Source organism: Streptomyces sp. ATLC9, assembly GCF_057196705.1.
The window spans coordinates 1-12,891 of sequence record NZ_JBXUOY010000019.1 but is presented as its reverse complement, the minus strand read 5'-3'; the positions used below and the strand labels follow the sequence as shown (position 1 = coordinate 12,891).

General features: G+C 71.8%; 13 protein-coding genes. 12 read left to right on the top strand and 1 reads right to left on the bottom strand.

Annotation, left to right across the window (positions count from 1 at the left end):
• Positions 1 to 21 precede the first annotated feature (21 nt).
• Entirely contained in the window at positions 22 to 1,227 is a 1,206-nt protein-coding gene (locus AC2CJA_RS03920; RefSeq protein WP_484601234.1) for an IS701 family transposase, read from the top strand.
• Between the two features lie 29 nt (positions 1,228 to 1,256).
• Positions 1,257 to 1,946, top strand: a complete 690-nt coding sequence (locus AC2CJA_RS03915; protein WP_484601233.1) for a response regulator transcription factor — start codon at positions 1,257 to 1,259, stop codon at positions 1,944 to 1,946.
• Positions 1,947 to 2,006: 60 nt separating this feature from the next.
• Here the strand turns inward: AC2CJA_RS03915 and AC2CJA_RS03910 are convergent, their stop codons facing one another.
• Positions 2,007 to 2,750 carry a maleate cis-trans isomerase family protein gene (locus tag AC2CJA_RS03910; RefSeq protein WP_484601232.1) on the bottom strand — a complete coding sequence of 248 codons (744 nt, stop codon included), beginning with the start codon at positions 2,748 to 2,750 and terminating at the stop codon, positions 2,007 to 2,009.
• Positions 2,751 to 2,987: 237 nt separating this feature from the next.
• On the opposite strand from AC2CJA_RS03910, the gene AC2CJA_RS03905 reads away from it, so the two are divergent.
• The 10 genes from AC2CJA_RS03905 (at position 2,988) to AC2CJA_RS03860 (ending at position 12,860) form a co-directional block, all read left to right on the top strand.
• The gene (locus AC2CJA_RS03905; protein ID WP_484601231.1) at positions 2,988 to 4,139 is read left to right on the top strand and encodes an isopropylmalate synthase; all 1,152 of its coding nucleotides are present in this window, start codon (positions 2,988 to 2,990) and stop codon (positions 4,137 to 4,139) included.
• A 67-nt stretch (positions 4,140 to 4,206) separates the two neighbouring features.
• Complete coding sequence (locus AC2CJA_RS03900) at positions 4,207 to 4,392, top strand: lysine biosynthesis protein LysW (protein ID WP_484601230.1); 186 nt, start codon at positions 4,207 to 4,209, stop codon at positions 4,390 to 4,392.
• Between the two features lies 1 nt (position 4,393).
• Positions 4,394 to 5,245 (top strand): ATP-grasp domain-containing protein, encoded by an 852-nt coding sequence (locus tag AC2CJA_RS03895; protein ID WP_484601229.1) that lies wholly within the window; start codon positions 4,394 to 4,396, stop codon positions 5,243 to 5,245.
• Complete coding sequence (argC, locus tag AC2CJA_RS03890; protein WP_484601228.1) at positions 5,242 to 6,297, top strand: N-acetyl-gamma-glutamyl-phosphate reductase; 1,056 nt, start codon at positions 5,242 to 5,244, stop codon at positions 6,295 to 6,297. The genes AC2CJA_RS03895 and argC overlap by 4 nt, the downstream gene beginning before the upstream one ends.
• Positions 6,294 to 7,109: an amino acid kinase family protein gene (locus AC2CJA_RS03885; RefSeq protein ID WP_484601227.1), complete on the top strand. Its 816-nt coding sequence runs from the start codon at positions 6,294 to 6,296 to the stop codon at positions 7,107 to 7,109. Before argC ends, AC2CJA_RS03885 begins: the two co-directional genes overlap by 4 nt.
• 11 nt (positions 7,110 to 7,120) lie before the next feature.
• Positions 7,121 to 7,684 (top strand): type 1 glutamine amidotransferase, encoded by a 564-nt coding sequence (locus tag AC2CJA_RS03880; protein ID WP_484601226.1) that lies wholly within the window; start codon positions 7,121 to 7,123, stop codon positions 7,682 to 7,684.
• A gap of 69 nt (positions 7,685 to 7,753) precedes the next feature.
• Positions 7,754 to 8,872 (top strand): Glu/Leu/Phe/Val dehydrogenase dimerization domain-containing protein, encoded by a 1,119-nt coding sequence (locus AC2CJA_RS03875; protein ID WP_484601225.1) that lies wholly within the window; start codon positions 7,754 to 7,756, stop codon positions 8,870 to 8,872.
• Positions 8,869 to 10,560, top strand: coding sequence for an AMP-binding protein (locus tag AC2CJA_RS03870; protein ID WP_484601224.1), 1,692 nt, complete (start codon positions 8,869 to 8,871; stop codon positions 10,558 to 10,560). Before AC2CJA_RS03875 ends, AC2CJA_RS03870 begins: the two co-directional genes overlap by 4 nt.
• A 66-nt stretch (positions 10,561 to 10,626) precedes the next feature.
• Entirely contained in the window at positions 10,627 to 11,925 is a 1,299-nt protein-coding gene (locus AC2CJA_RS03865) for a pyridoxal phosphate-dependent aminotransferase (protein ID WP_484601223.1), read from the top strand.
• Between the two features lie 29 nt (positions 11,926 to 11,954).
• The gene (locus tag AC2CJA_RS03860; RefSeq protein WP_484601222.1) at positions 11,955 to 12,860 is read left to right on the top strand and encodes a fumarylacetoacetate (FAA) hydrolase; all 906 of its coding nucleotides are present in this window, start codon (positions 11,955 to 11,957) and stop codon (positions 12,858 to 12,860) included.
• The last annotated feature ends 31 nt before the right edge of the window (positions 12,861 to 12,891 follow it).

Genomic DNA, 12,891 nt, shown 5'->3' with positions numbered 1-12,891 from the left:
TATGAGGGGGCGTAGCGTTACATGTCGTCAAGCGGAGTGCCTACGACCGTGGCAGGCGGAGGCTCGCACACGCAGGAGTTCCTGGAGGAGGTCTTCGAACCTCTCCACCGTGCGGAGCAGCGTCGTTGGGCACGGGCATATCTGCGGGGACTGATCCACGCGCCCGGCAGGAAGACACCGCAGCGCATGGTGCAGGCCGGGCTGCTGCCTTCGGCGACTGCGCACGGCCTGCACCAGTTCATCAACGCCAGCCCCTGGGACTGGGAGCCGGTGCGCCGCAGACTGGCCTTATGGGTCGCCTCGAACACGACGCCCCACGCCTGGGTCGTCGCCGAGCTGACCATTCCCAAGCGCGGCGTGCACTCGGTGGGCGTGCACCGCAGGTTGAACACCGCGACCGGGCGGTTCCTCAACTGCCAGCAGGCCGTGGGGCTCTTCCTCTCCGCGGACGCCCACTGCTTCCCGGTGGGCTGGAGCCTGGTCCTCGACGACTCCTGGACCCTGGACCGGCAGCGCAGACGCCGGGCGCGCATCCCGGAGACGGAGACCGCGCGTCCCGTGAGCTCCCACATCCTCGACCACGCGGCAGCCGTCGCCTCACAGCCACGGCTGCCGCGCGTGCCCTGGGTCATCGGCCTCGCACGGTGCGGCGACGCGGGTGAGCTGCTGGCCGGGCTCGCCCGGTACCGGTTCGACGTGGTGTGCGAGGTCGAACCGGACCAGCCCGTGCTCGCCAGGCGCCACGCCTCCCCCGTGACCACCGCCGGCCGGCTGCTGGACATGCGGCGCACCCGGCGGCCGTACGCGGCGGAGTGCCGGACAGCGGGAAGCCTCCCCGGAACGGCGCCGATCCGCGTGTACGCCGGGACGGTGCGCCTGCCGCGGCACGACACCGACAGAGAAGGCGGCCCACAACGCTACCGGCTCCTGGAAGTGCGTGTTCCGGACGGCCGGCAGCCCGCCCGGTACTGGCTCACCAGTCTGACGGACCGTTGTGTGGAGGAGATCATGGCACTCGTGGGCAGCCGCACCGCCGTCCGGTCCGCCGTCACCACGCTGCGGGAGCGGTTCGGCGCGCTCGACTTCGCGGGTCGTTCCTTTCCCGGCTGGCACCACCACATGACCATGGTCTCGGCCGCCTACGTCCACCAGCACCTCCACAGCACCTCCCGTTCCCTCAGCGTGACCCCGGTACCGCACACGGCGCCGGCCAGAGCCGCCGGCTGACCGGGCGCGGAGAGAGAGGTCCTGGGCACATGAGAAACGTACTCGTGGTGGAGCGAGAGACCTCCGCCGCCGAAGCCATGGTGCACGACCTGCGCAGGCAGGGGTACTCGGCTCACAGCGTCGGCACGGGGGCACACGCCCTGCGCGCCCACCACAACGCCAGTCTGGTGCTGCTCTCCCTGGATCTGCCCGACATCGACGGCCTGGAAATGTGCCGGTCCCTGAGGGCCGAGAGCAACGTCCCGCTGATCGCCTTCACCCACGCCGACAGCGAGCTGGAGCGGGTCCTCGCCCTGAAGGCGGGCGCCGACGACTGCGTCGCGACCACCTGGGGTCACCGGGAACTGGGGGCCCGCATCGAGGCGGTACTGCGTCGTGTCCGCTCCGAGCCGCCGATGCCGGAGACCATCTCCCTGAACCCGCTCCACATCGATCCGCGGACGCGGGAGGTGCGTCTGCGCGACCAGGTCGTCGACGTCACGTCGAAGGAGTTCGAGCTGCTCTACGCCTTGGCCGCCGACCCCGGGGCCGTGGTCTCCCGGAAGGAGCTGATGGCCAAGGTGTGGGGAAACTCCTGGGTGCAGACCAGCCGCACCATCGACACCCACGTGAGCAGTCTGCGGGCGAAGCTGGGATCCAGCCGCTGGATCATCACGGTCCGCGGGGTCGGCTACCGCATGGGGCACGCCCGGCAGGCGCAGGAGGTGTCCGCGGGCTGAGCGCCCGCGCACCCGGTCGCGGAACCCCGGGCGGAGCGCCGCCCGGGGTTCCGCGCTGTGTCACGCCGCCCGGTCGTCCAGGAGTCGCAGCAGCGGGTGCGCGTCGCCGGGGCCGTGTCCCGCCGTACGCAGCGCCCACCAGGCGGATGCCAGATTCGAGGACAGCAGAGGGCGGGAGGCGTCCTCCCCGGCGAGTTCGGTGAGGGCGGCGAGCGTCCCCATGCCGGTGCCTGTGAACAGCAGCGCGGAGCCGTCGGGAAGCCGGTGCTCTCGCAGCCGCTTCATTATCGCCCGTGTGGTCACCCGGTACGGGTCGTAGTGGTCCGGGCGCCGCGCCGCCGGAACCACCACCACGCCGTCGACCTTGAGCCCGGCCCGCTCCCAGAAGGCGCGGGAGGTGTCGGTGAGCCACGGCTGGTACGGCGAGACGAGCGTCAGGCGGGTCGTCCCGAGCGCCGCGCAGGCCTCGAGTATCGCCTGCGTCGAGGACCGCACGGGGAAGCCCGCGCGCGCCGACAACTCCTCGCACAGCGCCCGGTCGCCCCCGGGATCCAGCAGGTAGTGCGAAGCGCTGCAGGCCACCACGGCGACGTCCAGCTCCATACCGCCGAAGGCGCCGAGAGTGTCGGGGAGTACGCGGTTGTACGTCTCCAGCATGGCCCTGAGGCTCTTTCCCGGCGTCATCGGAAAACGGGAGGCGTACACGTTGAGGAGGGAACCGAGCAACTGGTTGAACTCCGGTTCTGCGGTGGGGTTCTCCGGAGGAACCACGACTCCGAGCCTGGGGAGTGAGAAAAGGTCCATGGCGGCACGGTAGGGGGAACGCCGCGGCGGCGGGGGCCGACGCCGGACGAAATAACGCCCGTCGCACACCGGCCTTGCACTCCTTTTCCTGCCTGACATTCCTTGACAGTTCCCCACAGAGTTCTGACCTCGGCCGCCTTGTCTCGCGCCGCTGTCCGGTGAAACCTGTAGAGCGCCGCCCACCGAAATCTCCGACTTCGGTTCACCCGGAAAATCCGCAAGAAGGAGTTGAGGAAAATGACCTCCCCGAAAAGCCCCGAGAGATATCCGGGACCGCCCCGCATATCCGACGCGACCCTACGGGACTCCGCGCACATGGCCGGCGTCGAGTTCGGCCCCGAGGACGCCGCGGTCATCGCGGACCTGCTGGTGAGGACCGGCGTCTCCCTGGTCGAGGTGGGCATGGTGTCCGGCCCGGACTCCAAGGACGCCGACCTCGTCCTCGCCACCCACGAGGCCGTCACCCCCGAGCGCAGCATGACCCTCGTGGTGGTGCGGGACCGCCGACAGGTCGCCAAGGCCCTCGACGAGGCCGAGCGGCTCGGTGTCCGTCACATCATGTACTCCATACCCACGTCCGAGCAGCACGCCGGGCTGAAGCTCGGCTCGTCCAGCCCCAGGTTCCTGCACGCGCTGGCCCGCTCGGCCATCTCGCAGGCCAAGGAGCGCGGCTTCCACGTCACCTTCAGTGGCGAGGACGGCGCCCGCACGCCCAGGGAACGGCTCGTCCCCTACGTCACCGCGGGCTTCGAGGCCGGCGCCGACCGGTTCCGGCTCGCCGAGACCGTCGCGTACCTGTCACCATGGCAGATGGAGAAGGTGATCGCCGACCTCACCGCGATCGAGGGGTCCGAGATCGAGATCCACTCGCACAACATGCTGGGCATGGCCGTCGCCAACTCGCTCGCCGCCGTCCGCGCGGGAGCGCAGTGGATCTCGGCGACCGTGGGCGGCATCGGCGAGCGCGGCGGCAACGCCCCGCTGGCCGAACTGCTCACCTCCCTGCGCGTCATCCACGACGACACCCGCTTCGACCTGACCCACCTCACCGAGCTGTCGCGGGTCGCGCTGAGGGGTTCCGGCCTGGGCGACGCCTTCCAGTCCGGGCCGACCACACCGCACGCGTTCGCCTACGAGCTGCCGGGGCAGCTCAGCCACCCGGAGGCGTACGAGACGCTGCCCGCCGAACTCGTCGGCAACGCGCGCGAGCTGCGCGTCCGCACACGTCTCACCCCCGCGCTCGTGAGGTGGGCGCTCGACGGCTCGGGCGTCCTCGTCGACGCCGACGCCTTCACCCCGTGGCTCATCGAGCGGCAGGAGCGCGACGGGGACCCCCTCATGGACCGGGACGCGATCCGCAAGGCCGCCATCGACTTCCAGGCCGCCTGACCCATTCCCCGTTCCGGCGAGTTCCGCCGAACCCGATCAATCCCACGACGACACACGGAGTTGAGTCATGCCCACCGCCACCTTCACCGGCACCTGCCCCGAATGCGAGACCGACCTGACCGTCCCCCCGATCGTCCGGGGCGAGACGCTCTCCTGCCCCGAGTGCATGCTCACGCTGCGCGTCGAGGAGGTCCGGGACGGCAGGCTCTCCCTGCAGATGGTCGAGGTGCAGCTCCGCGACTGGGGCCAGTGACATGCCCATGAGAGTGGCAATCGCCGCGGACCGGATCGGCTGGGAGGAACGCCGGCTGATCGACGCCGCCCCGGACTCCGGTCTGCGTATCGACTGGATCAACGACGAGTCCCTGTGCCTCGGCCACCCGGACGCCCCTTCCGTGACCGACTACGAGGCGCTGCTGGTGCGCAGCCGCAGCTACACCCGCGGTGGTCTGATCGCCACGCTCGCCGAGGCGGCCGGGGTGCCCGTTCTCAACACCGCCAGGGCGATCAACGCCTGTGAGAACAAGGCGGTCCTGCGCACCGTGCTGCGCTCCGCGGGCGTCCCCGTGCCCGACTTCCGGCTCGTGCTGTCCCGCAAGGACTTCACCAGGGCCCTCGACGAGATGGGGGTGCCGCTGGTCCTCAAGCCGGTCTTCGGCGGTATGGGCAAACGGGTCACGCTGATCCGGCACGCCGACACCGCCCAGTCCGTCTACGACTACGTCGAGGACCTCGGGCACGCCTTCGAACAGGCCTGCCTGGTGGAGCCGTACCTGGACGGCGGCACCTCGGTGCGCTGCCTCGTCATCGGCCGGGAGCTGGTCGGTGCCGCCGAGTTCAGGAGCGGCGGCACCGACTGGCGCAACAACGCGGCGCTCGGCAACGACAGCCGCGCCGTCGCCCACGACCCCGACGTCCTGAAGATCATCGACACCGTGGTGGCCGAACTCGGCGCCGGCATCTACGGGGTCGACCTCTTCCGCACCCCCGACGGCTACGTCGTCAACGAGGTCAACCACGCGCCCGGTTTCCGGGCGGTGGCCTCGGCGACCGGAGCGGACGTCCCATCGGCCGTCGGCCGCCACGTCCAGGAGATGCTCTCATGATCCGTGCAGGAGTCGTCGGCGCCTCCGGGCTCGCCGGCGGTGAACTCATCAGACTGATCACCCAGCACCCCGACATGGAGCTGACCTTCCTCGGCGGTTCCTCCCACGTCGGCCGGCGCCCGGCCGAGCTGCACCCGGGTCTGCGCCTCGACCTGGGGCTGACGGTGGAGCCCGTCACCGAGGAGACCGCCGACCGGGCCGACGTGGTCTTCCTGGCCACTCCGGCGCCGGTCTCGGCCGACCTGGCCGCGCTGCTCGCCGACCGGACCGCGGCCGTCATCGATCTCAGCGGCGCCTTCCGCATCCGCACACCGGAACTGCACGACCGCTGGTACCCGAAGGCGAAACGGCGCACCGATCTGGCGGACCGCTTCGTGTACGGCGTGCCGGAACTGGTCGGCGACCAGATGGCGGACGCCGCCCTGATCTCGCTGCCCGGCTGCTACGCCACCGCGATCACGCTCGGGCTCGCGCCGCTCACTCTGGGCCTCGGCATGGATCTGAGGACCGTGGTGGTGGACGGCAAGAGCGGCTCCAGCGGCGGCGGCCTCCAACTGCGCACCGCCGACCTGCACCCCCTGCGCAACGGCGCCATCGCCCCGTACGCCCCGACCGGACACCGGCACGCGGCCGAGGTCCGCGACTTCCTGGAGCGGAACAAACCCGGCTCCGTCGGTTCCCTGAGCATGTCCGCATACGGTGTCTCGCACGTGCGCGGCCTGCTCGCCAGCTCGTACGTGTTCACGGACGAGACCGTCGACCAGCGCGAACTGCAACGAGCGTACGTCCGCTTCTACAGGGAGCACCGCTTCGTGCGGGTGCGGCGGCACGCGGAGACGCTGATCCCGGTGCCCGACCCGCAGGCCGTCCTGGGTTCCAACTTCTGTGACGTGACGGTCATGCGCGACGACGAGGGTGACCGCATCGTCGTCCTCGCCGCCCTCGACAACCTCGTCAAGGGCGCCGCCGGTCAGGCCGTGCAGGCCGCGAACAAGCGGTTCGGGCTGCCCGAGGAGACGGGCCTGGCGATGCAGCCGGTGATGCCCGCATGAGCCGGACACCGAAGACCCGGGAGTCGGCGGTGCGGCCGACCGTGGTGAAGCTGGGCGGCAGTTGCCTCGACGACCTCGAAGGCGCCTGGTGGGACGACCTGGCCCGGCACGGGGAGCACAACCCGCTGATCCTCGTGCACGGCTGGTCCAAGCCGCTGAAGCGGCTGAGTCCGCGCTACAGCGAGCCCTCGGCGATCCTGCGCGACCGGTACGGCAACCAGAGCCGCTGGACCACGCCCGAGGTCATCGACGACATCAAGACCGTCAGCGCCAAGCTGGGCGAGGAGGTCATCGGGCGGCTGGCGTCGCGCGGTATCGCCGCGGAGCGGCTGCTCGGCAGCGACGGCCTGGTCGAGGCGGGCGAGGGCGAGCGCTGGTGGTGGCGGGACAAGCAACTCGTCGAGATGGAGAACCTCGTCGGCCCGATCACCGGGGTGGACACGGCGCCGCTGGAGGGCCTGCGCCCGGGTCACGCCCGCCTGGTCACCCCGCTGGCCCGGAACACGGCGGGCCGGGAGGTGAACACCGACGCCGACAGGGCCGCCGCCGCCATCGCCGGCGCCACCGGTGCCGCCGACCTGGTCCTCGTCACCGATGTCGCGCACCTGCTGATCGACGGGAAGCCTGTGCGGCGGATCGGCGCGGAGGCCGCGGCCAGGTTCCGCGACAAGGGCGCGACCGGCGGCATGCGGAAGAAGTTGCGCGCCGCGGGCGAGGCACTGGAGCGGGGCGTGGAGCAGGTCGTCATCGGGAGTGCGCCCGTCACCGACCTGCTCACCGCCGGCAGCGGCACCGTCATCACCCGACCCTGAGGAGCGCGCACATGACTCGATCCCGTGTACTCGTCGTCAACAACGGAACACTGTCCCTGAAACAGCTCCGCAGACGCTTCGAGGAGCTGGACTCGGACACCGAGGCGGTCGACGTGGCGTCCGTGCCGGCCCGGCTCGACGGCCGCTACCAGGCGATCGTCCTGAGCGGCACCAAGGTCCGCGCCTACAACCTCGGCTACTACAAGCCTCTCGTCGACCTCCTCATGAGCGCCGACGTCCCGGTCTTCGGCATCTGCGGCGGGATGCAGATCCTCGCCGTCGCGGCGGGCGGCCGGCTCTCCGAGGGCCCCCAGCGGGTCGGCGGTTACGAGGCGCAGGTCGACACGGAGGAGCCGCTCTTCGCCTATGTGAAGCCGACGGTGACGGTCTTCCACCGCCACACCCTCTACCTCCGGGAAGCCCCCGAGGGCTTCCGTTCCATCGGCCGCTCCGAACACGCTCCCGTGGAGTTCCTGCGCTCCGACGACGGCCGGATCCTCGGCTCACAGGCTCATCTGGAGTTCCGCAGCGACGGGCTGGAGATCCTGCGGGGCTTCGCACAGCTTTACCAGTGAGGGCCGGCTCGCGCCCCGGCGCGAACGCGCACACCGACCGTACACATCTACCTACCGAAGGAGTTGGGGATGAGCGACGAGCAGAACCCCCCGGAGCCCGCGTTCACCGCGCATCTGAACGGCAGCGGCGGCGACATCAAGGGCTGGGTGGTCGTCGACACGCTCTACAACGGCCTGGCGATGGGCGGCACGCGGATGACCGCGGGCGTCACGGAGGAGGAGGTGGCGGACCTCGCCCGTGACATGACGCAGAAGTTCACGCTCGCCGGCCTGCCCATCGGCGGTGCCAAGGCCGGCATCGTCTCCGCGGGCGGTGACCGCGAGCAGACCTTCCGCACCTTCGGCCGCACCGTCAAGCCGCTGCTGCACGGCGGTATCCACCTCGGCATCGACATGGGCGTCACCCCCGCCGACCGGGCCGTCTTCTTCGACGAGGCCGGTTACGACCCGCGCTACCGGCTGGGCGCCCCGGACATGCCGATCGACTGGCGCACCTACTACGAGCCGCTGATCGACTGCACCGGGCACGGCGTCGGAGTCGCCGCGGTCACCGCCCTGGAGACGAGCGGCCACAAGGAGGCGGCCCGGGTCGTGGTGCAGGGCTTCGGTGCCGTGGGCCGTGCGGTCGCGCGGTTCCTGGAGGAGCGCGGACACGTCGTCGTGGGCGTCGCCGACGTTCAGGGCACCATCAGCGCGGACCGGCTGCCGGTGGCCGACCTGATGGCCGTGACCGACGAGTTCGGGCGCATCGACCGGTCCCGCCTGCCGCAGCACGTCACCGTCTCCAGCCGGCCGGACGCCTGGCTCGACATCGACGCCGACCTGCTGATCCTGGCGGCGCAGAAGCACGCGATCAACGCCGAGAACGTGCACCGGCTGCGCGCCGGCCTGATCGTCGAGGGCGCCAACATCGCCTCCAGCGCGGAGGCGAAGGAGAAGCTGATGGCCTCGGGCGCCGTCCTGGTCCCCGGTGTGATCGCCAACATCGGCGGAGCCGCCTCGGCCGCCCTGGCCGTGACCCGGGTCGTTCCCTTCGACCTGCCGGCCGACGAGCGCAAGGCGTGGGTCTTCGACTGGGTCGGCGCCCGGGTGCGCCGCAACACCCTGGACCTCCTGGAGATCGCCGCCGCGCGGGCCGGGGACCCGCTGCCGGAGCTGCTCGCCGCCCGCGGGAAGGAGCGCCGATGAGTACGGCGGCCACGGAGGCCTCGGCCGCGTTCCTCGGCCCGGAAGCCGTTTCGCCCGAGGAGCGGGCGGCCGAGTACCGGCGCCGCGGCTGGTGGCGGGACGAGACGTTCCTCGACGACCTGCACCGCCACGCGCGCGAGCGCCCGCGCAAACTCGCCATCGCGGGCCGTCGCATCACCGAGTCCCGGACCGACACCCTCGACTACGCCGAACTGGACCGGCTGACCGACCGGTTCGCCATGGCGCTGATCGAACTCGGCGTACAGCGCGGTGACTTCGTCGCCGTCCAGCTCCCCAACCGGTGGGAGATGGTTCCCCTGATGTTCGCCTGCATGCGTGTGGGCGCCGTCGTCTGCCCGATCTCGCCGATCTGCCCGGAGGAGGAGCTGCGCCACCGTCTCGGCCTCACGGGCGCCCGGGTGTGCGTCACGCTCCCGGACTGGTCGGGCACGCCCCTGGCGCGCGTGGTCACCGCGCTCAAGGGCGAGCTCCCCGCCCTCGAACACGTCCTGGTGGTGGACGGGCCGGCCCCCGAAGGGGCCCTCTCCTTCCACGACCACTTCGTCGCCGCAGCCCGGGAACAGCACCGGGGCACCGGGCTGGACGGCCTGGCTCTCACGGCCGACGAGCCCTTCGTGGTCCTGTTCACCTCCGGAACCACCGGCGAGTCCAAGGGCGTGCTGCACAGTCAGAACACGGTCCACTCCGCCGTACGCGGCTACGTCGACGCCTTCGGACTCGACGGTTCCTGGGTCGCCGCCGTGTCCACGCCGCTCGTGCACTACTCGGGTTTCGCCCAGGGCATCCTCGCGGGCGTGATGCTCGGCGGCACCGTCTCCTTCCAGGACATGCGCGACAACGCGGCGCTCCTGGACCTGGTGGAGCGCTACGGCGCCACGCTCCTGTACGGGCCGCCCGCCACGCTCGCCGACGTGGTCGCCTCGCAGCGGGACGAGAGGCGCGACACGAGTACGCTGCGGCACGTGGTCATCGGCTCCGCTCCGGTCCTCGCGGAGCTGGCCGACGCGGTGCACGGGACTCTCGGCGCGCGCACCCACTCGCTGTGGGGCATGTCCGAGAACGGCCCGGTGACCATGACCCGGCCCGGGGACCCGGAGGACTGGGCCGCACACAGCAACGGACGCGCCATCGACGCCATGCAGACGCGCATCGACCCGGCCGGCTTCGACGGCGAGCGCGACCTCGTGGGCCGGCTCAGGGTGCGCGGGGCCTCCCTGGCCCTCGGCTACTACAGGCGCGAGGAGGCGTTCGCGGCGGAGTTCGGCGCGGACGGCTGGTTCGACACGGGGGACCTCGCGCGGGACGACGGCCGCGGCGGCATCCGCATCGTCGGCCGTGCCCGCGACGCGATCGTCCGCGACGGCCTCGTGGCGCCCATGACGGAGCTGGAGGCGGTCATCGGCAGCCACCCGAAGGCCGTGGAGGCGGCCTTGGTGGGTCTGCCCTCCGCGGCGGGCGACGACGGGACGGTGATCTGCGCCGTGGTGGTCCCCCGCGGCGGAACGGGGCCCTCGCTCGACGAGGTCCGCGCCCATCTGAGGGAGGCGGGCCACGGCTCCCTCTTCCTGCCGGACCGCGTGGAGCTGCTGCCCGCCCTGCCCAAGACCCTGACCGGCAAGGTCCGCAAGGCGGAGCTGCGGCAGCGGTACGCCCTGACGGCCGGCTGAACGGTTTCCGGACCCCCTGGGGAGGCCTTCCCCGCCCCTCCCGAGCCCTTCACCTTGGAGTCTGTTATGCACGAACCGACACCGGTCTCCATGTCGGCGACCCTCGCCGCCGACGAGGCCCTGGCCCGCAGGCGCCGCGCCGGGGAGCAGGTCCTGTCCATGGCCAGCGGAGAGATCGGTCTGACCGTGCACCCCGCCCTGCGGGAGCGGCTCGCCGCCGCGGCGGGCGAGAGCGCGTACGGCCCCGTGGCCGGCGGTCACGCGCTGCGTGCCGCCGCCGCCGGGTACTGGGGGCGGCGCGGTCTCGGTGTCGACCCCGGGCTGGTCGTGGCCGGTCCGGGGAGCAAATCGCTGCTGTTCGCGCTGCTGCTCGCCCTCGGGGGCGATGTGGTGGTGCCCGTGCCGAGCTGGGTCAGCTACACGGCGCAGGCCCGGCTCGCGGGGGGCCGGCCCGTCCCCGTGCCGATCGTGCCCGGCCAGGGCGGGGTGCCCGATCCGGACCGGCTGCGCGAGGCGGTCGCCGAGGCACGTGCTGCCGGGCGGAACCCCCGGTCCGTGGTGGTGACGGTACCGGACAACCCGACCGGCACCGTCGCCTCGCCCGACACGGTGCGGCGCCTGGCGGCGACGGCCCGGGAGCTCGACCTGGTCGTCGTGTCCGACGAGATCTACCGCGATCTCGTCTACGACACCTCGGCTCCCGCCGAGTCGCCGGCCCTGCACGCGCCCGAGCGCACCGTCATCACCACGGGGCTCACCAAGAGCCTGGCCGTCGGCGGCTGGCGCACCGGTGTGGCCCGGCTCCCCGACAGCGACATCGGACGCGCCCTGCACACCCGCCTCGTCTCAGTCGCCAGCCAGATCTGGTCCAGCCCTCCGGCGCCCGTGCAGACCGCGGCAGCGTACGCGTTCGGTGAACCGCCGGAGATCACCGAGCACGTCGCGGCCGCCCGCAGACTGCACGAAGCAGTGGTGCGCGCGGTCGCCGGCCGCTTCGTCGCGGCCGGGGCCTCCCTCGCCCCGGTGCGTGCCACCTGCTACCTGTACCCGGACTTCGAGCCGCTCCGGGACCTCCTGTCCAGCGCCCACGGCGTGCACGACGGCGAGGAGCTGGCCCGGTTCCTCAGCGAGCGCCACGGCATCGGGGTCCTTCCGGCGAGCGCCTTCGGGGAGCCCGGGACCGCCCTGCGGATCCGGGCCGCCACGAGCCGTCTCTACGGCGACACCGACGAGCAGCGCACGGCCGCCCTCACCGCGGTGGAGCCGCTCGGACTGCCGTGGATCCGGGGAGCGTTGGAGCAGGTCGGCGAGGCCCTGGCCGACCTCGTCCGCGCGTCCGCCGGCACCCTCTCCCCCCAGCCCTGACCACCACCAGTCCCAGGAGGATCCTTCCCATGTCCCTTCCCGCTCTTTTCGAGGCCACCTACAGGGGTGAGCGCCATGTCGGCTTCGGACGGCCCGAGGCCGGCACGCCGCAGACTCTGTACCGGGTGGCCGACGGACGGCTGGCCGCGGCCTTCGTCACCACCGACGGCTCGGAGGCCGCTCTCAGGGCCGCCGTCGCCGAGGGCGCCGAGACGGTGACCGTCACCGCCGGCGACCCGGAGGTGCGGTTGCTGCCCCCGCTGCTGCCGACGGACTCCGGGAGCGCGCTGCTGAGCGGCTTCATGGGCACGCACAAGAAGAAGTGGGGCGGACAGACCGCCCCGGAGGGCGGGGACTTCACACCGCCCAAGTGGTTCTTCAAGGGTTTCGGCGACTGGGTGCGGCTGCCGGGCGAGGCGCTGAACGTGCCCGCGAACCCGGTCGCCCTCATAGAGGAGCCCGAGGTGGCCCTCGTCTACGTCAACGACGCCGACGGCACCCCGCACTACGCGGGCTACACCTTCGGCAACGACCTGTGCGACATCGGCCTGCACCGCAAGGACCCCGGTTACAACCCGTACTGCAAGCTGTGCGACACCGCCCTGGCGCCCTGGCTGTTCCTGGGGGAGCCGCCGCAGTCGGTGACCGGCCGGGTCACCATCGAGCGGGACGGCGCGGCCGCCTGGGAGGGCAACTTCGACTGCGGCGGCGACGCCCTGTACTTCCGGGTGCGGGACATGGTGGAGCACCTGTTCTCGTTTCCCGCGGTACGGCGGCCCGGCCTGGTCAACTACGTACTCCTGGGCGCCGACGAGGCCAGCTTCCACGACGGGTTCCGCATCGCCGACGGGGACCGGATCGCCATCGACGTGAAGAGCCACGGCGTGGCCTTCGAGAACACGGTGCGGTACGTCTCCCCCGCTCCCCTCCCCTGAGCCGCCGGCCCGGGGGGCCCGCGCGGGGCGC